This is a genomic window from Sphingomonas longa (genome assembly GCF_016892685.1).
In the GTDB taxonomy this organism is placed as follows: Bacteria; Pseudomonadota; Alphaproteobacteria; order Sphingomonadales; family Sphingomonadaceae; genus Sphingomonas; species Sphingomonas longa.
The window spans coordinates 874,746-897,892 of the sequence record NZ_JAFEMC010000001.1 but is presented as its reverse complement, the minus strand read 5'-3'; the positions used below and the strand labels follow the sequence as shown (position 1 = coordinate 897,892).

Annotated in this window: 24 protein-coding genes; 20 read left to right on the top strand and 4 right to left on the bottom strand. The window is 68.1% G+C overall.

All coding sequences use genetic code 11. From position 1 onward, the window contains the following. The first annotated feature begins 93 nt into the window (after window positions 1-93). The 9 genes from murC to ILT43_RS04310 all read left to right on the top strand — a co-directional run bounded on the left by murC (window position 94) and on the right by ILT43_RS04310 (window position 11,531). The gene (gene murC / locus ILT43_RS04350) at window positions 94-1,509 is read left to right on the top strand and encodes a UDP-N-acetylmuramate--L-alanine ligase (protein ID WP_204195219.1); all 1,416 of its coding nucleotides are present in this window, start codon (window positions 94-96) and stop codon (window positions 1,507-1,509) included. Continuing rightward, window positions 1,506-1,706 carry a hypothetical protein gene (locus ILT43_RS04345; RefSeq protein ID WP_204195218.1) on the top strand — a complete coding sequence of 67 codons (201 nt, stop codon included), beginning with the start codon at window positions 1,506-1,508 and terminating at the stop codon, window positions 1,704-1,706. The genes murC and ILT43_RS04345 overlap by 4 nt, the downstream gene beginning before the upstream one ends. 23 nt (window positions 1,707-1,729) lie before the next feature. Then, window positions 1,730-2,611, top strand: a complete 882-nt coding sequence (gene murB / locus ILT43_RS04340) for a UDP-N-acetylmuramate dehydrogenase (RefSeq protein WP_211534394.1) — start codon at window positions 1,730-1,732, stop codon at window positions 2,609-2,611. 139 nt (window positions 2,612-2,750) lie between these two features. Then, window positions 2,751-3,689, top strand: coding sequence for a D-alanine--D-alanine ligase (locus ILT43_RS04335; RefSeq protein ID WP_204195213.1), 939 nt, complete (start codon window positions 2,751-2,753; stop codon window positions 3,687-3,689). Then, window positions 3,686-4,636, top strand: coding sequence for a cell division protein FtsQ/DivIB (locus ILT43_RS04330; RefSeq protein ID WP_204195192.1), 951 nt, complete (start codon window positions 3,686-3,688; stop codon window positions 4,634-4,636). The genes ILT43_RS04335 and ILT43_RS04330 overlap by 4 nt, the downstream gene beginning before the upstream one ends. A 1-nt stretch (window position 4,637) precedes the next feature. Beyond that, window positions 4,638-5,909, top strand: coding sequence for a cell division protein FtsA (ftsA, locus tag ILT43_RS04325; RefSeq protein WP_204195185.1), 1,272 nt, complete (start codon window positions 4,638-4,640; stop codon window positions 5,907-5,909). A 114-nt stretch (window positions 5,910-6,023) separates the two neighbouring features. After that, window positions 6,024-7,541 carry a cell division protein FtsZ gene (gene ftsZ / locus ILT43_RS04320; protein ID WP_204195180.1) on the top strand — a complete coding sequence of 506 codons (1,518 nt, stop codon included), beginning with the start codon at window positions 6,024-6,026 and terminating at the stop codon, window positions 7,539-7,541. Between the two features lie 508 nt (window positions 7,542-8,049). Next, on the top strand, window positions 8,050-10,368 hold the full coding sequence (locus ILT43_RS19765; RefSeq protein ID WP_204195177.1) for an SPOR domain-containing protein: 2,319 nt from the start codon (window positions 8,050-8,052) through the stop codon (window positions 10,366-10,368). Next, window positions 10,365-11,531, top strand: coding sequence for a deoxyguanosinetriphosphate triphosphohydrolase (locus ILT43_RS04310; RefSeq protein WP_204195172.1), 1,167 nt, complete (start codon window positions 10,365-10,367; stop codon window positions 11,529-11,531). The genes ILT43_RS19765 and ILT43_RS04310 overlap by 4 nt, the downstream gene beginning before the upstream one ends. Before the next feature lie 39 nt (window positions 11,532-11,570). Here ILT43_RS04310 and ILT43_RS04305 read toward each other — a convergent pair whose 3' ends face one another. Further along, window positions 11,571-11,873, bottom strand: coding sequence for a hypothetical protein (locus ILT43_RS04305; RefSeq protein WP_204195171.1), 303 nt, complete (start codon window positions 11,871-11,873; stop codon window positions 11,571-11,573). Between the two features lie 189 nt (window positions 11,874-12,062). Here ILT43_RS04305 and argS point away from each other — a divergent pair, with 189 nt between their 5' ends. The 8 genes from argS to tatC all read left to right on the top strand — a co-directional run bounded on the left by argS (window position 12,063) and on the right by tatC (window position 18,689). Continuing rightward, window positions 12,063-13,787, top strand: a complete 1,725-nt coding sequence (argS, locus tag ILT43_RS04300; protein WP_204195170.1) for an arginine--tRNA ligase — start codon at window positions 12,063-12,065, stop codon at window positions 13,785-13,787. Further along, entirely contained in the window at window positions 13,787-14,524 is a 738-nt protein-coding gene (locus tag ILT43_RS04295) for an SPOR domain-containing protein (RefSeq protein WP_204195169.1), read from the top strand. Before argS ends, ILT43_RS04295 begins: the two co-directional genes overlap by 1 nt. Before the next feature lie 202 nt (window positions 14,525-14,726). After that, window positions 14,727-15,728 carry a glycoside hydrolase family 3 N-terminal domain-containing protein gene (locus tag ILT43_RS04290; RefSeq protein ID WP_204195165.1) on the top strand — a complete coding sequence of 334 codons (1,002 nt, stop codon included), beginning with the start codon at window positions 14,727-14,729 and terminating at the stop codon, window positions 15,726-15,728. A 143-nt stretch (window positions 15,729-15,871) separates the two neighbouring features. Beyond that, window positions 15,872-16,597 (top strand): segregation/condensation protein A, encoded by a 726-nt coding sequence (locus ILT43_RS04285; protein WP_204195161.1) that lies wholly within the window; start codon window positions 15,872-15,874, stop codon window positions 16,595-16,597. Then, window positions 16,594-17,184 (top strand): SMC-Scp complex subunit ScpB, encoded by a 591-nt coding sequence (gene scpB / locus ILT43_RS04280; RefSeq protein WP_204195151.1) that lies wholly within the window; start codon window positions 16,594-16,596, stop codon window positions 17,182-17,184. The genes ILT43_RS04285 and scpB overlap by 4 nt, the downstream gene beginning before the upstream one ends. A 29-nt stretch (window positions 17,185-17,213) precedes the next feature. Continuing rightward, entirely contained in the window at window positions 17,214-17,459 is a 246-nt protein-coding gene (locus tag ILT43_RS04275) for a Sec-independent protein translocase subunit TatA (protein ID WP_204195146.1), read from the top strand. Window positions 17,460-17,499: 40 nt separating this feature from the next. Then, window positions 17,500-17,907 carry a Sec-independent protein translocase protein TatB gene (gene tatB / locus ILT43_RS04270; protein WP_204195141.1) on the top strand — a complete coding sequence of 136 codons (408 nt, stop codon included), beginning with the start codon at window positions 17,500-17,502 and terminating at the stop codon, window positions 17,905-17,907. Then, entirely contained in the window at window positions 17,904-18,689 is a 786-nt protein-coding gene (gene tatC / locus ILT43_RS04265) for a twin-arginine translocase subunit TatC (RefSeq protein ID WP_318293456.1), read from the top strand. Before tatB ends, tatC begins: the two co-directional genes overlap by 4 nt. Before the next feature lie 151 nt (window positions 18,690-18,840). On the opposite strand, the gene ILT43_RS04260 is transcribed toward tatC, so the two are convergent. The 3 genes from ILT43_RS04260 to ILT43_RS04250 form a co-directional block, all read right to left on the bottom strand. Then, window positions 18,841-18,975: an entericidin A/B family lipoprotein gene (locus tag ILT43_RS04260; RefSeq protein WP_055842009.1), complete on the bottom strand. Its 135-nt coding sequence runs from the start codon at window positions 18,973-18,975 to the stop codon at window positions 18,841-18,843. Window positions 18,976-19,243: 268 nt separating this feature from the next. Continuing rightward, window positions 19,244-20,869: a sensor histidine kinase gene (locus tag ILT43_RS04255; protein WP_204195136.1), complete on the bottom strand. Its 1,626-nt coding sequence runs from the start codon at window positions 20,867-20,869 to the stop codon at window positions 19,244-19,246. Window positions 20,870-20,881: 12 nt separating this feature from the next. Further along, entirely contained in the window at window positions 20,882-21,040 is a 159-nt protein-coding gene (locus ILT43_RS04250; RefSeq protein ID WP_204195134.1) for a NepR family anti-sigma factor, read from the bottom strand. A gap of 329 nt (window positions 21,041-21,369) precedes the next feature. On the opposite strand from ILT43_RS04250, the gene ILT43_RS04245 reads away from it, so the two are divergent. From ILT43_RS04245 to ILT43_RS04235, 3 genes are all read left to right on the top strand, one after another. Next, a complete protein-coding gene (locus ILT43_RS04245; protein ID WP_204195132.1) occupies window positions 21,370-22,167 on the top strand; it encodes a response regulator in 798 nt (265 codons plus the stop codon). Window positions 22,168-22,245: 78 nt separating this feature from the next. Next, entirely contained in the window at window positions 22,246-22,383 is a 138-nt protein-coding gene (locus tag ILT43_RS04240) for a hypothetical protein (RefSeq protein WP_204195130.1), read from the top strand. Between the two features lie 113 nt (window positions 22,384-22,496). Continuing rightward, window positions 22,497-23,144 carry a sigma-70 family RNA polymerase sigma factor gene (locus ILT43_RS04235; RefSeq protein WP_055842020.1) on the top strand — a complete coding sequence of 216 codons (648 nt, stop codon included), beginning with the start codon at window positions 22,497-22,499 and terminating at the stop codon, window positions 23,142-23,144. Window positions 23,145-23,147 lie beyond the last annotated feature (3 nt).

The window sequence follows — 23,147 nt, the reverse complement described above, 5'->3', positions numbered from 1 at the left end:
AGCTGGTGGAGGGGCAGCCACAGGCGATGCCGCTTGGGGCTGCCCCTCCGTCCCGCCTTTGGCGCGCCACCTCCCCGTACCGGGGAGGATTTGATGCGGGGCGTCGCCACCGACATCGGCACGATCCATTTCGTCGGGATCGGCGGGATCGGCATGTCGGGCATTGCGGAGGTGATGAAGAACCTCGGCTATGCCGTGCAGGGCAGCGACGTGGCGGAGGGCTATGTCGTGCAGGGCCTGCGCGACAAGGGCATCCCGGTCGCGATCGGCCATGCCGCCGAGAATATCGGCGATGCGGCGGTCGTCGTCGTGTCGACCGCGATCGTGCGGTCGAACCCGGAGGTCGAGGCGGCGCTGGAACGACGCGTGCCGGTGGTGCGGCGTGCGGAGATGCTCGCCGAACTGATGCGCCTGAAGTCGACCGTCGCGGTGGCGGGAACGCATGGCAAGACGACGACGACCAGCATGGTCGCGGCGCTGCTGGATGCGGGCGGGATCGATCCGACCGTCATCAACGGCGGCATCATCAACAGCTACGGATCGAACGCACGACTGGGCGCGAGCGACTGGATGGTCGTGGAGGCCGACGAGAGCGACGGCAGCTTCCTGCGGCTGGACGGCACGATCGCGGTCGTCACCAACATCGATCCCGAGCATCTGGACCATTACGGGTCGTTCGACGCGGTGAAGGATGCTTTCGTCGAGTTCGTGGAGAACGTGCCCTTCTATGGCGCGGCGCTGCTGTGCCTCGACCACCCGGAGGTGCAGAATGTTTTGCCGCGCGTGCGCGACCGGCGGGTGGTGACGTACGGCTTTTCGGCGCAGGCGGACGTGCGCGGCGTCAACGTCACGCCGGTCCCGGGCGGCAACCGGTTCGAGTGCATCGTGCGCGAGCGGGACGGCAAGACCCGCTCGATCGAGGGTATCGAGATGCCGATGCCCGGTCGCCACAACGTCCAGAACGCGCTCGCCGCGATCGGCGTGGCGCTGGAAATGGGCATTCCCGATGCGGTGATCCAGCAGGGGTTTGCCGCGTTCGGCGGGGTCAAGCGGCGTTTTACCAAGGTGGGCGAGGTCCGCGGATCGACGATCATCGACGATTACGGTCATCATCCCGTGGAAATCCGCGCCGTGCTGGCGGCGGCGCGCGAGGGTGCGCAGGGGCGGGTGATCGCGGTGGTGCAGCCGCATCGTTTTTCGCGGCTTGGCAATTTAATGGAAGACTTCCAGACGGCGTTCAACGATGCCGACCGGGTGCTGGTGACGCCAGTCTATGCCGCGGGCGAGCAGCCGATCCCCGGTGTCGACGCCGATGCGCTGGTCGAAGGGCTGAAGCGGCGCGGGCATCGTCATGCCGCGACGGTGGCCGACGCCGACGCGCTGGCGGACGAACTCGCCGCGACGTTGCGGCCGGACGACATGATCGTGTGCCTGGGTGCCGGCGACATCACCAAATGGGCCGCCGGTCTGGCCGATGCGATCGAGGCCCGTAATGGGGTTGCGGGATGAACGACTGGATCAAGGCATCGCTCGACGCGCAGAAGCAGATGCTCGACGCGCAGCAGCAGGCGCTGACCATCGGCAAGAATGCGGTCGGCACCGGCGAAGCGCTGGCGCAGGCGCAGGAGGCGTCGAAGCGCGCGATCGAGGCCAATCTGGCGGCGTGGCAGGCGTGGACGCGGTTGTGGGGCGTGGGGCCGTGGTGACGGCGGACGCCCTTCAGCCCGTAATGCCGGCGGTGCGTGGGCGCTTGACCCGCGACGCGGCGCTGGCACCGCTGGTGTGGTTCAAGACCGGCGGTGCGGCGGAGTGGCTGTTCGAGCCCGCCGACGCCGACGACCTGTCGGACTTCCTGGCAGCGCTCGATCCGGTGGTGCCGGTCTGGCCGCTGGGGCTGGGATCGAACCTGATCGTGCGCGACGGGGGTATGCCCGGCGTGACGGTGCGGCTGGGCAAGCCGTTCGCGAAGGTCGAGCAGCTGGATGCGACGACGTTGCGCTGCGGTGGCGGGACGAGCGGTATCCTGGCATCGTCGACCGCGCGGGATGCGGGGATCGGCGGGATCGAGTTCCTGCGATCGATCCCCGGAACGGTGGGTGGGTTCGTGCGGATGAACGGTGGTGCGTACGGTCGGGAGGTCGCCGACGTGCTGGTCAAGTGCGAGGTCGTGCTGCGGTCCGGCGAGCGGCGGACGCTGGCGCCAGCGGAGCTTGGCTATACCTATCGGCACAGCGACCTGCCGGAGGGTGCGGTGGTGGTGAGCGCGACATTGCGTGGTCACCCGGCCGAACCCGCGGCGATCGGCGCGGAGATGGACCGGATCGCGGCCGAGCGCGAGGCGTCGCAGCCGCTGCGTTCGCGGACCGGCGGATCGACGTTCAAGAATCCGACGGGGCACAAGGCCTGGGCGCTGATCGATGCGGCGGGCTGTCGTGGGCTGACGCGTGGCGATGCGCAGGTATCGGAGAAGCACTGTAATTTCCTGCTGAATCTCGGTTCTGCGTCGAGTGCGCAGATCGAGGCACTGGGCGAAGAGGTGCGCGAGCGGGTGAAGGCGCAGTCCGGCGTGACGCTGGAATGGGAAATCCAGCGCGTGGGAGTGGCGGGATGATTGATATTCTTCAAATCCTCCCCGGAACGGGGAGGGGGACCGCGCAGCGGTGGAGGGGCAGCCACGAGCGGGACGGCCTGCGGCTACCCCTCCGTCAGCCTGCGGCTGCCACCCCCCCGTGCCGGGGAGGATTTCTGTAATGCACATCGCAGTCCTGATGGGCGGTTGGTCCGCGGAGCGGCCGGTGTCGCTGCAATCCGGTGCTGGCGTGGCCGATGCTCTGGAGTCGCGCGGGCACCGGGTGACGCGGATCGACATGGATCGCGACGTCGCCGCGCGACTGGCGGAGGCGAAGCCCGATCTGGTGTTCAACGCGCTCCACGGCTCGCCGGGCGAGGACGGCACAGTACAGGGCATGATGGACCTGATGGGGCTGCGCTATACGCATAGCGGCCTCGCCACGTCCGTCATCGCGATCGACAAGGTGCTGACGAAGCAGGCATTGGTCCCGCACGGCGTGCCGATGCCCGGCGGTCGTATCGTCAAGTCCGCCGACCTGTACGAGCGCGATCCGTTGCCGCGTCCCTATGTCCTGAAGCCGGTTAACGAGGGATCATCAGTCGGCGTCGCGATCGTCACCGCGGACGGGAATTACGGCGATCCGATCTCCCCGCACGCGACCGGCCCGTGGCAGGCGTTCGACGAACTGCTGGCCGAGCCGTACATTCGCGGGCGCGAGCTGACGACGGCGGTGCTGGGCGACCGGGCGCTGGGCGTGACCGAGTTGAAGCCGAAGAACGGCTGGTACGACTTCGACGCGAAATACACGGACGGCTTGACCGAGCATGTCTGTCCGGCGCAGATCCCGGACGAGATCGCCGATGCCTGCAAGTCGCTGGCCTTGGAGGCGCATCGCCTGCTCGGCTGCAAGGGCGCGAGCCGATCAGATTTCCGCTGGGACGACGAGCGCGGTGTCGACGGGCTGTTCCTGCTGGAGGTCAATACGCAACCGGGGATGACGCCGCTCAGCCTGGTGCCGGAACAGGGTCGCCATGTCGGCATGGACTATGCCGATCTGGTGCAGGCGATCGTCGACGAAGCCCTGAAGGACGGGTCCGTCAGGGACGGGCCACAATGAGCCGCACGATCAAGCGCGGCGCGCCGCCGAAGCGCCCGGCCCCGCGCAAGCGTCAGCCGGTGAAGAAGACGCCGTTGTTCGCGCGGCTCGTCCAGAAACTGCCGATCAGCGAGGCGACGCTGAAGAAGGCGGTGACGTGGACGATCACCGGCGCCGCGGGCATCGCCGCGGTTGTCGCGGCGACGTATATCGGCGTGCCCGGCATGGTCGGTGCGGCGCTAGCCGAGACGGCGGGGCAGGCCGGCTTTCGTGTCGAGCAGATCGAGATCACGGGCCTGAAGCGGATGGACCGGATGTCGGTCTATGCCGTCGCGCTGGACCAGCAGAGCCGGGCGATGCCGCTCGTCGACCTGGAATCGGTGCGGCAGAACCTGTTGCGCTATGGCTGGATCGCGGACGCGCATGTGTCGCGGCGGCTGCCCGACACGCTGCTGGTCGATATCGTCGAGCGTGCGCCGGCGGCGGTGTGGCAGGACCGCGGCGACCTGACGCTGATCGACAAGGACGGCGTGCTGCTGGAGCCGGTGCGGCCGGACGCGATCCCCGACCTGCCGTTGGTGATCGGGCCGGGCGCGGATCGGCAGATGACGGGGTATCAGACGCTCCTCGCCGCCGCGCCCGCGCTGAAACCGCGGATCAAGGCAGCGACGTGGATCGGTAACCGCCGCTGGGACCTGACGTTCGAAAGCGGCGAAACGCTGGCGCTGCCGGAGGATGACGCGGGGCGCGCGTTGATCCGGTTCGCGGAACTGGACGGGGCGCGGCCGCTGCTCGGGCGGGGCTGGTTGCGGTTCGATATGCGCGATCCTGCGAAGTTGGTTGCACGAAAGCCCGGTTTGAATCAGAATCATGCTTTAGCGGAACCCGCGGTGCAGGGCGGGCCCGAACCGGCCATCACGGACGGCGCGGACACGCAGGCAATCACCGCGGGGGCGGTCGAGGGGTAATATGGCGAAAGCAGCACCGGACGGTCTCATCACCGCACTCGATATCGGATCGTCCAAGGTCTCGGCGATGATCGCCAAGAAGGGCGATGGCGGCGAACTGATCGTGCTGGGCACCGGCCAGCGCGAGAGCCGCGGCGTCAAGCGCGGCTACATCGCCGACATGGCCGCCACCGAAGTCGCGGTGCGCGAGGCGGTGGAGCAGGCGGAGCGGATCGCGGGCCTGAACATCGAGAATGTGTGGATCGGCTTCTCCGCCGGCGGTCTCGTCAGCGACGTCGCCGAAGTCGAGTTCGAGCTGGGTGGGCACCGTGTGGAGCAGGGCGATATTGACGCGCTGCTGGCCGCGGGGCGTCAGTCGATCGACCCGCAGGGGCGGATGGTGCTGCACGCGCAGCCCGCCCTCTATACGCTGGACGGGCTGACCGGCGTGAAGAAGCCGCTGGGGCTGCACGCCGACCGGCTCGGCGTGCACATCCACGTCGTCGCCGCGGATGGCTCGCCGGTGCGGAATCTCGACCTGTGCGTGCGGTCCGCGCATCTGGAGGTGAAGTCGATCATCGCGTCGCCGGTCGCGACCGGGCTGGCGTGCCTGTCCGAAGAAGAGCGCGAGCTGGGCGTCGCGCTGGTCGAGATGGGCGCGGGGATCACCAACGTGTCGCTGTTCGCCGGGGGGATGCTTGTCGGGCTGTGCTCGATCCCGATGGGGGCGGCGGACATCACCGACGACATCGCCAGCGCGTTCGGCACTCGCCGCGCGCAGGCGGAGCGGATGAAGTGCTTCCACGGCAGCGCCAATGCGTCGCCGCGCGACAATCACGACATGATCCCGATCGTGCCGATCGCGGCCGAGGACGGACTGGGCGACGGCGCAGAGGGGACGCAGATCACCAAGGCGCAGCTGATCGGCGTCATCCGGCAGCGGCTGGAGCATCAGATGGCGGAGGTTCGCAAGGCGCTGGCGCAACTGAAGTTCGAAGGGCCGGTCGGCCGTCAGGTCGTGCTGACCGGCGGCGGCGCGGAGCTGAAGGGAATCGCCGACTACGCGCAGCAGGCGCTGGGCCGGTCGGTACGCCTCGGTCGACCGCGTGGGCTGACCGGCTTGCCGGAGGCGCATGGCGGGCCGGCGTTCGCGACGCTAGCGGGGCTGGCCTTCTATGCGGCGACCGATCCGATCGACCTGCGCAGCGTCGCGCCGAGCGGCCAGACGGTGCACCGACCGGCGGGCATGAACATCTTCCGGAAACTCATCCAGGCGGCGCGCGCGAATTATTGAACCGACAATGGTTTGGCGGCGCTTTTAAGGTGGCGGCGCGCGAGCGGGTGGGTAAAAGGGTTAATTCAGGGGTCCGGCCAGGGTTTGGGGTCGGGGACGCGGAGAGTATTGGCGATGAGCATCGAATTCCTGGCACCGGAAGTGGACGAACTGACGCCCCGCATCGCGGTGATCGGCGTCGGCGGCGCGGGCGGTAACGCGATCGCGAACATGATGCGCGCCGACGTGCAGGGCGTGGACTTCCTGGTCGCCAACACCGACGCGCAGGCGCTGAAGCAATCGACTGCGCCGAACCGGGTGCAGCTCGGCACGAAGATCACGCAGGGGCTGGGCGCGGGCGCCCGGCCGGAGATCGGTCGTGCGGCGGCCGAGGAGACGATCGACACGCTCGCCAAGCAGCTTGAGGGTTGCCACATGGTGTTCATCGCCGCCGGGATGGGCGGCGGCACCGGCACCGGTGCGGCCCCGGTCATCGCCAAGGCGGCGCGCGACATGGGCATCCTGACCGTCGGCGTCGTGACCAAGCCGTTCGCATTCGAGGGCAGCCGCCGCTCCAAGGCCGCCGATGGCGGTATCGAGGAGTTGCAGAAGTACGTCGATACGCTGATCGTCATCCCCAACCAGAACCTGTTCCTGATCGCCAACGCGAACACCACCTTCAAGGAGGCGTTCAGCATGGCGGACGAGGTGCTGCAGCAGGGCGTGCGCGGCATCACCGACCTGATGGTCATGCCCGGCCTCATCAACCTCGACTTCGCCGACGTGCGTTCGGTGATGCAGGAAATGGGCAAGGCGATGATGGGCACCGGCGAAGCGGCCGGCGACAACCGCGCGCTGGAGGCGGCGCAGAAGGCGATCGCCAACCCGCTGCTCGACGGCGTGTCGATGCAGGGCGCGAAGGGTGTCATCATCTCGATCACCGGCGGCGACGACATGCGCCTGCTGGAGGTCGACGAGGCCGCCAACCACATCCGCGATCTGGTCGATCCCGACGCCAACATCATCTGGGGATCGGCGTTCAACCCCGATCTGGAAGGTCGCATTCGCGTGTCCGTCGTCGCGACGGGCATCGAGGCGGAGGCACGTCCCGCATCGGCCGCGGCGTCCGCGCCGGAGCCGACCCGCTCGTTCAGCTTCGGCATGACGCGCAAGCCCGACGAGACGCCGTCGTTCCGTCCGACCACCGCTGCCGAGCCTGCTGCAGCGCCTGCGGCCCCGAAGGCGGAAGAGCCGATGGAGCTGTCGACGCTCGCCCCGGCGGCGTCGGACGGCACCGCGGACGACGAACTGGTGCTGGGCGCCGACACGATGATGACCCCGCCGGCACCGACGCCCGCTCCGGCTCCCGCGGCGGCACCGGTGCAGGCTGCTGCTCCCGCAGCACCGAAGCCCGCTACGCCAACCCCGGCTGCGGACGAGGGTGGGCAGCGTCGCCAGTGGCTCGCACCCGGCAGCGAAGCCGCTCCGGCTCCGGCCGCCGCTGCCCCGCGGGTGAAGCTGGGAGGCACGCTGTTCGAGCGCATGTCGAACGCCGCGCGCGGTGCGGCGCGCGACGACGACAAGGGTGGTGCCGCGGCCGACCCGGAAGCGCTGGACATCCCGCGGTTCCTGCATCGGCAGAACAACCAGTAGGATAGGAGCCGCGGGCTTTGGCCCGCGGTTTTCCGTGGTCGAGGGTTCGTTCGGTCTGCGGCTTGGTCGCCGCTGACGGACGTTTGTTCAATCTGGAAGCAATGGCGGTCCGCCTGCGTTTTACGATGAGCGCGCTTCTTTTTCTCGGATTCGGCGCGGCGGCATCTCGCTTTGAGGGTCGCCGAGAGCCGCATACCCTCATGAGTTCGCACTAAGTTGCGACCATCGGCTGTTTCTGTGGCGCCGACCAACATCATCGTCATCCCAGCGGACGTCGGCATCACCCGCGACAGGGTTATGGGAGGCGCGGGCGCCTGACCGCGGCGTTGCTTCGATTCCGGGCGTTCGCTGGACACGCAGGCAGGCGCGGGCGCCGGTGAGGGTCGTTGCCGGCCCCTCGACCGTCCGACGTTCGCCCACTCGCCGTTTCCCGGCCCCGTTTCGGCGCGCGAGGAGAAATCAGACATTGCCGGTTCACCCGCACTCGGGTTCAGGGTAATTCCATATCATGGCCCGCACATTCCGATCCGTTCTCCTCGCCGGGGCGTTTGCCGCCGCGAGTGTTCCCGCCATCGCCTCCGCCCAGGCGGTGGTGCAATCGCTGGCGCCCGGCGACGCCGACCTGCTCGCGACCCAGATGCGTGCGCTGGCCGCCAATCCCCGCGACCTGACTGCCCTTGCGACCGCAGGGGAATTGTCGATCAAGCTCGGCGATCTCAGCGGCGCGGCGGCGTTGTTCGCGCGCGCGGACCGTATCGATCCGCGCAACGGACGGGTCAAGGCGGGCATGGGGTCTATCCTCGTACGCTCCGAGCGGCCGGGCGAGGCCTTGCGGTTCTACCAGCAGGCCGAGGCGAGCGGATGGAGCGCGAGCCGCTTCGCCGCCGATCGTGGGTTGGCCTATGACCTGATCGGCGAGCAGCGGCGGGCGCAGGCGGATTACCGCCTGGCGCTGGCGACCGCGTCGGATGACGAGACGATCCGCCGCTACGCCCTGTCGCTGGGTATCGCGGGCAAGCAGGCGGAGGCGCTGGCGCAACTCGATCCGTTGGTGCGCAAGCAGGATCGCGCGGCGTGGCGGGCACGCGCGTTCGTGCTGGCGATGGGCGGCGACACGCCGGGCGCGGAGAAGATCGCGACGACGATGATGCCGGCCGGGGTTGCGCAGGGGCTGGGGCTGTTCTTCCAGCGTTTGCCGACGCTGCCGGCCGCCGACCGTGCGTTCGCGGTGCATTTCGGCGAGATCGCCGCGACCCCGGAGCGGATCGCCGATGCCCGACTGACGCCCGCGCTCGCTGCCTTGCCGCCCGAAACAGTCACGCCGGTGCAGGTGGCAGCGGTGACGCCGCAGTCTTCGGATCGCCGCTCGACCCGGCGCGAGCGGCCGGGGCGTCAGCCGCTATCCGCCACGACCGCCTCTGCGACCTCGACGGCGCCGACGGTCTTGACGGCCAATACCGGCAGCGCCCGCCCCGGCTTTGCCGCGCAGCCACGCGTGAGCGTCGCAGGGCCGACTGCTCCTGTCCCGTCGTCAGCAACGGTGCAGCCCGCCGCAACCGCGATGCGCGAGAGCGACGTGCGAGTCGCTGCGACGACGGTTCGCCCGCCGACATCGACCTTCACGCCGGCGTGGCCGGCCACGGCCCAGCCGGTTGTTTCACAGCCAGCAACCCGGACGACGCCGGTGCAGGTCGCGCAGGTTACCCCGCAATCGCTCCCGCAGCCGGTTCAGACCGCCGCCGTTCCGCCGCCGTCGACGGAGCCGGTCGCGCCGGTGCAGACGGCGGCGGCGACGCAGCGCGCGGATTCGGTGTTGGCGCGCATCGTCGCCAGCCTGTCGATCCCGGCAACGGAGCTGGGCGTGACGCAGGCGATCCCCGCCACGACCGCGCCGGTGCGTCCGATGGTGCCGGCGTCGGTCGCCAGCGCGCCGCGTTCCACCGACGGTCGCCGCGTCGTCGCCGAGGCCGCGGCGAAGGAAGCGCGTGATACCGCGGTTCGCCGGACCGTCGCTGCGAAGCTCACCGGCGATGCGGATGCCGACGACGCCAAGCCGCTGACGCCCGCGCAGAAGCGCGCTGCTGCGCGTCAGGCCGCGGCCGACAAGCGCGCCGAGGAACTGGCGCTGGCGAAGATGACGCCGGCGCAGCGCCGCGCCGCCAAGCGCAAGGCCGCAGCCGAGGCGGAAGAGACCGAGGTCGCCGACGTGAAGCTGACCCCGGCACAGAAGCGCGCGGCCGATCGCCAGGCCGCGACCGACGAGCGGGAAGCCGCCCGAGCTTTGGCGAAGATGACGCCAGCCCAGCGGCGTGCCGCGGCGCGCAAGGCCGCGGCGGACGCGGCAGCGGAGCCGGTGGAGGTCGCCGACGCGAAGTTGACGCCCGCACAGCGGCGTGGCGCCGCGCGCAAGGCGGCGGCGGAGGAGGCGGACAAGCCGCTGACACCGGCCGAGAAGCGGGCCGCGGCCCGCAAGGCGCTGGCCGACAAGAAGGCCGATGCGGAGAAGAAGGAGCTCGCCGACAAGGCGGCGGCCGACAAGAAGGCGTCGCGCTCCAATCCCTCGCGCATCTGGGTGCAGGTTGCCGGCGGGGCGAACGAGAGCGATCTGACGAAGGCGTGGAGCGGCGTGAAGGCGAAGTCGCCGGCGCTCGCCGCCCGTGCCGGCTACTCGACCCCACTGCGCGCCACCAACCGCGTACTGACCGGGCCGTTCAAGACCGATTCGGAGGCGCGTGCGTTCGTGAACCAGCTCTCCAAGCAGGGCGTGTCCGCCTTTCCCTTCACCAGCGATGCCGGCCAGCCGGTGACGAGGCTCGGCGGCAAGTGAGCGCGCATGCTCCCTGGGCTTCGAACCCGGGGAGCAGCCGGGGTCGTCTTCACGAGGAACATAGCGGGACCACGCGTGGGCCGCGCGACGCGTTCCAGCGCGACCGGGACCGCGTGATCCACTCGATCAGCTTCCGCCGGCTGCGGCACAAGACGCAGGTGTTCATGGCGCCGGACGGCGACCATTTCCGCGTTCGCCTGACGCACAGTATCGAGGTCGCGCAGATCGGGCGCGCGGTGGCGCGCGCGCTGGGGCTGAACGAGGACCTGACCGAGGCGTTATGCCTGGCGCATGACATCGGCCACCCGCCCTTCGGTCATGCCGGCGAGGATGCGCTGAAGGCCGCGACCCACGATGTCGGGGGGTTCGATCATAATGGCCACACGCTCCGCGTGCTGACGGAGATCGAGCGGCCCTATCCGCTGTGGAACGGGCTGAACCTGACCTGGGAGACGCTGGAGGGGCTGGCGAAGCATAATGGGCCGGTGCGTCATCCGGGTTGGGCGCTGGCGGCGGCGGACGCGGCGTTCCCGCTGGACCTGACCAGTCATGCCTCTCTGGAGGCGCAGGTCGCGGCGATCGCGGACGACATCGCGTACGACAATCACGACATCGACGATGGGCTGCGGGCCGGGTTGTTGACGATCGAGCAGTTGATGGCGGTGCCGCTGGTGGCGCGGGGCTGGGCGGCGGTGACCGCGCGTTACCCCGGCGTCTCGCCCACGCGGCTGGCGCGTGAACTGGTGCGCAGCCAGATCGGGACGATGGTGACCGACCTGATCGCGGAGACGCGGTCGCGGATTGCGGCCAGCGGCGTGGGGTCGGTGGACGATGTCCGCGCGGCTGGGGCGGCGCTGGTCGGGTTCTCTGCAACGATGCGCGAGGAGGAGCGCGACCTGAAGCGCTTCATGTACGCCAACCTGTACCACCATCCCCGTCAGCTGGAGGCGGCGTCCGCAGCGCACGGCGTGGTCAGCGGCCTGATCGCGGCCTACCGTGCCGACGGCGATCTGTTGCCCCCGGGGTGGCGCGACGATTTGCCGGCGGAGGAGCCGGCGCGAAGCCGGCACATCGCCGACTTCATCGCCGGCATGACCGACCGATATGCGATCACCCGCTACCGCGAGTTGATCGGGCCGATCGACTTGCCCGAGGGGTTCTGAACGGCGCGGTGGCCGTTGCCACCGCGCCGTCGCAGCCGCTTACAGCGCGTGGGTGGAAACGCCGCCGGCCGCACCCTTGGCGTCGCGGACGGAGAAGGCAACCGGGGTTTCGCCCGAGCGGCCCGTCACCCGGCCGTCGCGAACCTGGAGGCGAAACGTCTCTCCACCGGGCAGGCGACGGCCCTTAAGCACCGTCGACTTGCCGAACGCGGAGGTCGTGTAGGTGTAGGTATGGCCGTCATGGACGAACGTCCGCTGCTCGGCAGTATCAGGACCCTGGGCCATACCGATGGTGCTGGTCAGTGCGGCGGCGAGGGCGGCGAGGATGGTGGTCTTGCGCATGATCGTGGACTCCGCATGAGAATAGCGTCGCGCCGGATCAGGTCCTCTCCACTTCCGGCACCGATCATATTGCGGTGCAGCATGGCTGCAACTGCAAAGCCCGGAGCCCGCGATTGTCGTCGATGCAATCGCGTTTGAGCCGCCGCGGCTTTGCGGGTACACGCCGACGCTTTCGCGAAACGGACTGACATGACGCTCTACACCCGGTTCGCCGCACATATCGACGCGGCGCTCGATGCCCTGATCGCGAACGGCACGCTGCCCGGCGGGCTCGACCGCCGCAACGTGACGGTCGAACCGCCGCGCGATGCCACGCACGGCGATCTGGCGACCAACGCCGCGATGGTCCTCGCCAAGCCGGCGGGTGCCAAGCCGCGCGTGCTGGCCGAAGCGCTGGCGGGCGAACTGGAGAAGCTGCCCGAGGTGTCGCGCGTCGACGTCGCCGGGCCCGGCTTCATCAACATGGTGCTGACGGACGACAGCTGGCGCGACGAACTGGCCGCGATCCACGCGGGCGGCGACGATTACGGCCGCTCGACCAGTGGGCAGGGCGTCACCGTCAATATCGAATATGTCTCCGCCAACCCGACCGGGCCGATGCATATGGGGCATTGCCGGGGCGCGGTGGTCGGCGATGCGCTGGCCAGCCTGCTGGAGTTCGCCGGGTCGACAGTGATCCGCGAATATTACGTCAACGATGCCGGCGGGCAGGTCGACGTGCTCGCCCGCTCCGTCCACCTCCGCTACCGCGAGGCGCTGGGTGAGGACGTGACGATTCCGGAGGGCTTGTACCCCGGCGACTATCTGGTGCCGGTGGGGCAGGCACTCGCCGCCGAGTTCGGCGACCGGTACCGCGACGCGCCCGAGCCGGAGTGGCTGGAGCCGTTCCGTACCCGCGCGGTCGCGGAAATGCTGGTCCTCATCAAGGACGATCTGGCGCTGCTCGGCATCCACCACGACCTGTTCTCGTCGGAGGCAGAGCTTCAGGCGGCGGGCAAGCCGGAGGCGGCGGAGGCCGACCTGCGCGCCCGCGACCTCGTCTATGACGGCGTGTTGGAAGCTCCGAAAGGGGAGACGCCGGACGATTGGGAGCCGGTGGTGCTGCCGCTGTTCCGCTCGACCGCGTTCGGCGACGATCAGGATCGCCCGATCCGGAAGTCGAACGGGCAATGGACCTACTTCGGTGCCGACCTCGCCTATCATTATCAGAAGGCGCAGTCGGCCGATCAGCTGATCGACATCTGGGGGGCGGATCATGCCGGCACCGTCAAGCGCATCGTCGCCGCGGTTGCTGCCCTGACCGGCGGCAAGACGCGTTTCGACGTGAAGCTGATCCAGATGGTGCGGCTGCTTCGCGGCGGTGAGCCGGTCAAGATGTCGAAGCGGGCCGGTAACTTCGTGACGCTGGCTGACGTGGTGCGGGAGGTCGGCAAGGATGTCGTCCGCTTCACGATGCTGACGAGGCGCGCCGATGCGCAGATGGATTTCGACTTCGCCAAGGTCGTGGAAGCATCGAAGGACAATCCGGTGTTCTACGTCCAATATGCACATGCCCGGATTGCATCGCTCCACCGGCGGGCGGCGGAGGCGGGAATTACCGGGGGTGAGGCCGATCTGTCCCGTCTTGATACGGATGAGCTGGCACTGGTGAAGCTGGCGGCGCAGTTCCCGCGTACGATCGAGACGGCGGCTGCGACCCGTGAACCGCACAGGATCGCGTTTTATCTGTATGACTTGGCCGCTGCCTTTCACGCCGCGTGGAATGTCGGTAACGACCATCCGGACCGCCGTTTCCTGATCGCAGACGATGCGGAGGCCACGCGCGCGCGGCTTTTCCTGGCGTCGGGAATCGGGCAGATCGTCCGCAACGGCTTGCGCGTCATGGGTGTCGAGGCCGTGACGGAGATGAATTGATGGCCGACAATCTCGACATCCGAGACGAGGATCGCCTCCCGTGGCTGGAGACGGTCGAGCCGGACGAGCCGGAGGGTTCGGGGCTGGGGCGCGTCATCGCGCTGGCGCTGGCGGGATTGATCGTCGTCGCGGCGATCGGGTTCGGCATCTGGCACCTGACGCATAGTCGCAAGAGCGGCGACGGCCAGCTGATCGCCGCGCAGGAAGGCGACTACAAGGTCCGCCCGACCGAACCCGGTGGCCTGAAGGTCGAGGGCGAAGGCGACAGCGCGATCGCGACCAGCGCCGGCAAAGCTGCGGGCACCGGCGCGATCGACCTGAAGGCCGTGCCGGAGGCGCCGGTGGCGGCGCAGGTCGTCCCCGCCGCCACGCCCAAGCCGAAGCCCAGCGCGACGCCGGGCCGCAGCACAATCGCCAAGGTGCCGACGCAGACCGCAGGCCCGCTCAAGGCCGCGGCGCCGCTGACGGGTTCGCGGCCGGTGGCGCAGGGAAATGGCGGCGGCGGCTCGCTGGTGCAGCTCGGCGCGTTCCCGTCCGAGGCGGCGGCGAACGGCGCGTGGGATCGCTTCTCCAAGCGGTTCGCGTACATCGCACCTTTGGGCAAGTCGGTGCAGCCGGTCGCGACGGGCGGCAAGACGCTGTACCGCCTGCGCGTGAATGCGGGCAGCGCGAACCAGGCGGCGGACATCTGCGGCCGTCTGCGCGTGGCCGGGGAAAGCTGCTTCGTCGCGAGTTGAGGGGCGACCTGTTTCTGCGGGCTTTCTTCTGTTCCCCCAGTTCCAGTCGTCACCCCAGCGGAAGCTGGGGTCGCTTGGTGATAGGGCGCGCGCGCGCGACCCCGGAAATCCCAGCGTTCGCGGAATGACGTGCCTGAAAGCCGATCGCAACCGCCGCCACACCGACTAGCCGCGGCCCCGCCGACGGCCTAAACCGCGGCGCATGAAGCCCGTCATCTTCGGCCTGTCCGGGCCCGTCCTGACCCCCGACGAACGCGCGTTCTTCGCCGCGGTCGAGCCTGCCGGGTACATCCTGTTCAAACGCAATATCGTCGATCGCGAACAACTGCGCGCGCTGACGGACTCGTTGCGCGATCTGGCGGGGCGGGACGATCTGGCGATCCTGATCGACCAGGAGGGCGGTCGCGTCGCCCGCATGCAACCGCCGGAATGGCCGGTATTTCCCGCCGGACCGGCATTCGATGCGCTCTACGAGATCGCGCCGATGTCGGCGATCCAGGCGATGCGTGCCAATGGCGAGGCGCTGGGGCTGATGCTGGCGGAGGTCGGCATCACCGTCGACTGTGCGCCGCTGCTCGACGTCGCTCAGCCGGACACGACGGAGGCGATCGCCTGCCGCGCGTACGGTCGCGAGCCGATGCGCGTCGCGGCGCTGGGCCGCGCGATGCTGGAGGGGCTCGCGGCGGCGGGCATCGTCGGCGTGGTAAAGCACATGCCCGGCCACGGTCGCGCGCTGGTCGATTCGCACCATCTGCTGCCGACCGTCACCGCCAGCGACGCCGAACTCGAGGTCGATCTGGCGCCGTTCCGCACGCTGGCCACCGCGCCGATGGGCATGACCAGCCACATCGTGTTCGAGGCGTGGGATGCGGAACGTCCGGCGACGCTGTCACCGGTCGTGATCGAGGACATCATCCGTGGGCGCATCGGCTTCGACGGCCTGTTGATGACCGACGATATCGATATGAAGGCGCTGTCGGGCACGGCGGGACAAAAGGCCGCCGGGGCGATCGCCGCGGGATGCGACCTCGTGCTCGATTGCTGGGCGCGGATGGACGAAATGGTCGAGATCGCCGGCCTGCTCGGCGAAATTGCACCACGCTCGCGGGAACGTCTGGACCGGGCGATGGCGAGCGTACGGCCGGGGTCGGGCGATATGGCGAAGCTGGTCGCGAAGCGGGATGCGCTGCTGGCGTTGGTGTAACGCCCGGTGCCTCCGGTTAGGCCTGAGCGCCGCCGGAGGCCATGTCGCGCGAGGTGCTTTGACTTTGTTCAGCACGAACGGGTTGGTCCGCAACGCTTTTCACCCGGCGTGGCAACGCTGCCGCCTTCTGATATCCCGGCCCCGTGGACAATGATGCGCTGACACTGGACCTCGACGGGTGGGAGGGGCCGCTGGACCTGTTGCTGGCGCTCGCGCGGTCGCAGAAAGTCGATCTGCGCGCGATCTCCATCCTGTCGCTGGTCGAGCAGTATCTCGCCTTTATCGAGGAACAGGCGGAGCGGCTGGAGCGGGCTGCCGATTACCTCGTGATGGCGGCGAAGCTGGCGTACCTGAAGTCCGCGCTCCTGCTGCCCCGCGAGCCGGAGCAGGACCCCGATCCCGACGATCTCGCGTTGCGGCTCCAACTGCGGCTGGAGCGGCTGGACGCGATGCGCGAGGCGGGTGCTCGGCTGATGGCGCGCGACCGGCTGGGCCGCGACGTGTTCCTGCGCGGCGCGGCGGGGGAGGGGCTGACGACGATTCGCCGCACCGGCTGGCAGGCGGAAATCTTCGACCTGATCGCCGCCTATGGCCGGGTCAGCGCGCGGACGCGGCCGGCGCTGCACGTGGTGGCGTCGCGAGACGTGATGACGCTGGAAGCGGCGCTGGAGCGTGTCGCGGCGATGTTGGCGACGCCGGTGGACTGGACGGCGATCGAGCGGTTCCTCCCGCCCTCCGCGGGCCGCTTGCGGCGATCGGCACTGGCGTCGAGCTTTCTCGCGGCGCTGGAGCTGGCGCGGCAGGGGCGTGTCGAACTTTATCAACGCGAACCGTTCGCGCCGTTGATGCTGCGGCGCGCGCGGTCTTGACGCCCCCCGGGGATCTGGTGCGCGCGGTGGAGGCGGTGCTGTTCGCCGCCGCGGAGCCGCTGACGGTTGACGCCCTCGCAGCGCATGTCGGCGGCGATCCCCGTCCAGCGCTCGCGACGTTGGCGCAGGACTATGCCGGTCGCGGGGTGGAGCTCGTCCGGCGGGGCGAGCGGTGGCATTTCCAGACCGCGGCCGATCTCGCCCCGCTGCTTCGGCGCACGCGGGAGGAGACGCGGCGGCTGTCGCGCGCCGCGGTCGAGACGCTGGCGATCATCGCCTATCACGAACCCGTCAGCCGCGCCGAGATCGAGGCGATCCGCGGCGTCCAGATCGCCAAGGGTACGCTCGACGTGCTGATGGAGGCGGGCTGGATTCGTCCAGCCGGCCGGCGCGAGGTGCCGGGCCGGCCACTGACCTATGCGACCACGCCGGGCTTCCTCGCGCATTTCGGACTGGCGAGTCGTCGCGACTTGCCGGGTATCGAGGACCTGCGCGCGGCAGGTTTGCTGGACCCCGTCGAAACGGCGTTCGAAGTCGCGTTCGGAGAGGACACGCAGCGGCTGGAAAAGGCCACCGACTCCGACTAGATGGGACTGCATTATCAGGAGTAAGCATCATGGGCAGCTTCAGCCCGATTCACCTGCTCGTCCTTGCCGTCGTCGCCATCCTGCTGCTCGGCGGCGGGCGTTTCTCCAGCCTGATGGGCGATGTCGCCAAGGGCGTGAAGAACTTCAAGAAGGGCATGGCCGAGCAGGACGACGACACCAAGCCGGCCAAGCGCATCGAATCGCAGAAGCAGGCGGAGCCGGCGTTCGACCGTGACGGCAATGCCACCCGCGACACGCTGCGCGACGATCGTTGATCCTGCGTTGACGCTCACCGCTCGCTGAACCCGGAACAGCATGTTCGATATCGCGCCGACCGAGCTGATGCTGGTCGCCTTCGTGGCGCTGGTCGTCATCGGTCCGAAGGATCTGCCAAAGGCCCTGCGCGTGCTGGGTTATTGGGTCGGGAAGGCGCGCGGCGTCGCGCGTCAGTTCCGCTCCGGCTTCGACTCCATGGTCCGCGAGGCGGAGCTGGAGGAGATGGAGAAGAAATGGGCGGCGGAGAACGAGCGGATCATGCGGGAGCATCCCGTGACGCCGACGGAACCCGACGTCTCGGAGCCGGTACACGATGCGTCTGGGCCGATGCACGAACCGGGCGCACCTACGCAGGACAAGACCACGGAGCCTGTCATGGTCGAAAAGCCGCACGTGATGCCGGCTGAGCCGGGGACGCCGCCGCGTGCCGAAGGAGCCCCATCGTGACCGACACGGTGAGTGACGCCACGAGCGAGATCGACGAAAGCCGCGCGCCGCTGCTCGATCACCTGATCGAACTGCGCCGTCGCCTGCTCTACTGCATCGCGGCCGTACTGGTGGCGTTCGGCATCAGCTATTATTTCGCGGAGGCGATCTTCGGGTTTCTCGTCCAGCCCTTGCTATCGGCCGGGCAGAAGACGGTGATCTACACCGAAATCTTCGAAGCGTTCTTCGTCAAGGTGAAGGTCGCGTTTTTCGCGGCGATGATGATCTCGTTCCCGGTGATCGCGAACCAGCTGTGGCAGTTCGTCGCGCCGGGGCTGTATCGCAAGGAAAAGCGCGCGCTGCTGCCATTCCTGCTGGCGACGCCGGTGCTGTTCCTCGGCGGCGCTGCGATGGCCTATTACATCGCCATTCCGATGGCATTGCACTTCCTGCTGAGCTTCCAGGGCAATGTCGGGGGCGTCAATCAGGAGGCGTTGCCGGGTATTGGCAACTACCTGTCCTTCGTCATGCAGTTCCTGTTCGGCTTCGGCATCGCATTCCTGCTGCCGGTATTGCTGATGCTGCTGGAGCGCGCCGGGATCGTCACGCGGCAGCAACTGGTGTCGGCGCGCCGTTATGCGATCGTCGGCGCGTTCGCCATCGCCGCGGTGCTGACGCCGCCCGACGTTGGATCGCAGCTGTTGCTCGCGATCCCGCTGTGCATCCTGTACGAGATGGCGCTGATCGGCATCTGGTTCACCGAACGCCGCCGAGCGCGTGAGGCCGAGGCGATTACTGAATAAGGCGTAGGTAGGGGCGTTCGGCTTCTCGTCTTCCGTTGCTCGTCGGGCGTCCGCAACGAAGCTGCAGGTCGTCGAGCGACCGTCCATTATTCGCAGATACGAAAACGGGCCGCGTGACGAATGTCACGCGGCCCGCCTTCAAGCGCTTGGCTTACTTGGCGTCGCTCGCCGTCTTGGCGACCGTGTCGCCGGCCGAGCCGACGTCCTTGCCCATACCCTCGACCGTGTTGCACGCCGAGACGAGCAGGCTGCCGGCGATCAAAGCCAGACCGACCAGTTTACGCATGATGTACCTCCCAAAGGGCTTGAATGCCGTGAGGGCAATGCGTCGCGGCAGATATCGTTCCACTGTCGCAAGGACATGCGGTAGACAAAATGCGAGGCGGCTAAAAAGTTAAAGGCCCGAAGACGTCACCGGGGGGGGGGGGAGGGTGAGCGCCTTCGGGCCTATGTCGTGGATCGCGGTAGCGGGGGGGGCATAAGGTCGCGATCCGAATTACATAACACTCACTTGATCGTGAGGTTCCTTGCCGCCGCGCGCTGCCCTCGATTTTTTATTCGCGCCCGATAACCGCGATTGCGATTTCGTACGCGCCAACCAGCGGATCGTGATGCAGGGGCGAGCGAAGCTGCCGGGAAAGGCCTTCGAGAATACGACCGTAACGGCTGCGGGCCAGTTCACGCAGCGTATCGCCGTCGAGCAGCGCTCGCGACACGACGCGCAGGGTCGCTCGGTCCTCCTGTTCGGAGGCCTTGACGGAAACCCGGATCTGGGCCGCCGTGTCGCAGGCGAATGCAAGCTCGACGATCTCGGTGAAGAGGAACGCGACCGCCACGGCGACGTCCTGGTTGACGAGGTACGGATCGACGTCGAGCTTGATCGCGACGCCCGAACCCGCCTCCGACGTAGCACGCAGGTTGGAGGCCAGCTCGCCGATCATCGTGCGAAGATTCAGCCCGCGATGCTCTTCCAGCTCGGCGAAGTGGTGACGGTGCACCACGGCCAGCGCATCGACGCGGCGCTGGATCGCCGCATAGGCTGCGGTCGCATCGGCGCTGGCGGCTCCCCGCGCGTGGAACGCAATCAGGCTGGCGATGACCTGAAGGTTGTTCTTTACGCGGTGATGGACTTCGCGCGTCAGCTTGGTCTGTCGGCGCAGACCCTCCTCCAGTCCGGCTTCGTGCTCGGCCACCGTTCGGCTGATCGTGCGGAAGGTTTCGCCGAGTTCGCGGATCTCCTGCGCCGGCAACCGGCTGGGTGGCGGTACCGGCACTTCCTCACCGGGCTTGAACGATGCGATCTCGCGGCGGAGGTCGCGCAAAGGCCGTAGCAACAGGCGGTCGACCACGAACCAGCCGATCCAGGCGGCGGCGGCCCACATCAGCAACGGCAACAGCATTGCAACGACCATCGACGAGGTCAGCGGCGCGCTGCGGACGCTGGTACGCAGCGCAAGGCCGGCAATGCCGAGTTCGGTCCGCATCGTCTCCATTCGCTGGAGCGGCCCACCGTCCGGCAGCGGCTCCAGATCGAGTGCGTCGTCGTCGAGGATCAGGGCGCTGGCGAAGGTCGTGGCGCGGCTGGTAGGCTGGCCGAGCTCGCGCAGGAAATCCTGCGGGAAGAAGGCGCGGGCGACGACGTCCTTGCGGGGCGCGCTGATGGCAAGGACGAGGCCGCGGTTGGGCACGATGCTCGCGGTCGGGCCGGCGTCAGTCGCGACGGCAGTAGAGCGGGGCAGCCGCTCGCCGCAGAGGACATGACCCATACGGTCGGCGATCTCGAACCGCGCACCCACGGAAGCCTGCTGGGCGAACACCCCCTGCGCGCGCGCGCAACTCGGTGCGTCGGCGGGGTCGATGTCGAGGGCGTTGACTGCCACCCGCAGCGCCGTCATGTCCCCGACCAGCTCGATCGCGATCGAACGCGCGCTTTCGGTGGCGGCGATGCGAAGGCGAGAGCGGGCTTCGGAGTCGGTCAGCCGCGTCGTCTGGAGCGTCGCGAAGATCGCGATCAGGGCAAGCGGCAGAAGGGCGGCACTAAGGACCAGCAACAGCTTCGCGCCGGTCGGCAAGCGCGACAGCGACAGGCGCGGCAGCGTGGGAGAGGGCTCCGTCTGCGCCGATCCGTCGGCGCCCGCGCCGGTCCGGACATCTGCCCGGATAGCGGCGTCATCAGCCATTGAGCGGGTCCGTCAGTTCAGCTTGCCGAGCAGGTCAAGCAGGTCGTCGGGGACCTGCTCCTCGACCGTCCTCTGATATACCGACCGCAAGGCCGAACCCACGGGCTGGTCGAGAGCCGCGTCGGACCCTTGCGTTCTGGACGGCGGAGAGGTTCGCTTGCGTGCCGGCATCTTCGATGTACTGTCCTGACCCAACCGACCGTATCCCCCTGAGGCAACGCCGAGCGGGTGCTTTACCCATATTCGCCGACGTGCCGACAATAGCGAACCCGAGCTTGCCGATGTGACTGTAGCCACGATTTGACGGCGACCCGATTGCGCGAGGAAACCAAACAGCATTTCGTTTGTTCCCAGCGAGCACGAAAATTCCGGGGGTGCGATTTCCGTGCAACCGGGGCATGTCGAATTGCATTTGTACGTGGATCAGCCTCTGCGGCCAGCCTTTGCGCCACGAAAGGCGTGCGCGGTCGCCAAATAACGCCAGGGAGTCACTTCGCCTCATGTCGCTCGGACAGCAACTCGCACCGCATCTACCCTTCCTCCGCCGCTATGGCCGCGCCCTGACGGGCAGCCAGAATCACGGAGACAAGTATGTCCGTGCGACGCTGGAGGCGATCGTCGCCGCGCCGGATCAGTTTCCCAAGGACGTCGAACCGCGCCTCGGCCTGTACCGCATGTTCCAGGGCATCTGGGCGTCGGCCAACTACGACGACATGGACGCAACGGGAGAGGCGGACGGTGCTGAGGCGGTGACGCGTGCGCGGCTGGCCCGTATGACGCCGCTGTCGCGTCAAGCGCTGCTGCTGACGGCGATGGAAGGCTTTACACCCGAAGACGCTGCCTATCTGATCGATGTCGAGCCGGAAGAGGTCGAGTCCTTGGTCGCCGAGGCGCTGGCCGAGATCGAACAGCAGACCCGCGCCCGCGTGCTGATCATCGAGGACGAGCCGATCATCGCGATGGATATCGAGACGATCGTGCGCGACCTCGGGCATGAAGTCACTGGCATTGCCGTGACCCGCGACGAGGCGGTCGGACTGGCCATGGAGGATCGTCCGGGCCTCGTCCTTGCCGACATCCAGCTTGCCGACGACAGTTCGGGCATCGACGCGGTCAAGGACATCCTGGCCGAGTTCGAGGTGCCCGTGATCTTCATTACCGCCTTCCCGGAGCGGCTGCTGACCGGCGAGCGGCCTGAGCCGACGTTCCTCATCACCAAGCCGTTCCAGCGGTCAACGGTGAAGGCGGCGATCAGCCAGGCGCTGTTCTTCGACCAGACGACCGTCCCGTCCGAATGACGCTGTCGCCCGCGGGATTTGCGTCAGCAATCTCGCGGGCATTACGGACCCAAAACGAATTTGGAGCATTGACGCGTCATGGCTGACCCGAACGAACCCATCCACGTAACGACCGAGGAAGCGCGCGCGGGAGCGACCCCGCACATGACCCGGTACATCCTCCCGATCTCGCTGGTCCTGGTCATCGTGATCTTCGCGGTGATCGTCTTCCGCTAGACGAACCGACTAGGAACTGGTGGTTTTCGGATGGCGCGACTGGCAAAGGACCGGGTCGTCGCCTATCTTCGGATAAGGGCGCAGGCTGCGCCGGCTATTGCGATCGGACATGAATGACCCAGCCGATGCTGCGTGACGAGGATGATGAGGAGCAGGAAGCTCCCGTCGTAGAACACGTCTCGCTCTCAGATCCCGAGTTCAAGCAGCAGCTGGGTCAGGTGATCCCGCATCTGCGTGCGTTCGGCCGGTCCCTGTCCGGCAGTCGCGATCTGGCGGACGACCTCGTGCAGGAAACGCTCCTGAAGGCGTGGGCGGCGCGCAAGCGGTTTCAGGCCGGCACCAATATGCGTGCGTGGACCTTCATCATCCTGCGTAACCTGTATCTGTCGCAGATGCGTCGCGCGCGTTTCAAGGGTGAGTGGGACGATCTGGTCGCAGACCGCATTCTGGCGGCACCGGCCAGTCAGGAACGACACGTCGAGCTCGGCGATATGCAGCGCGCGCTGATGCACCTGCCGCAGCCGCAGCGCGAGGCGTTGATTCTGGTCGGTGCCGGCGGGTTTGCCTACGAGGAAGCAGCGGAGATCTGCCAGGTTGCCGTCGGTACGATCAAGAGCCGCGTCGCACGTGGTCGGGTCGCGCTGGAGACGTTGTTGAGCGATGGATCGCTGCCCGCTCGGAGCGAGCACGAGACGGACACCAGCATCACGGCGCTGGATTCGATCATGGGTGATGTCGAACATCTCAGCCGGGGGCGCTGAACC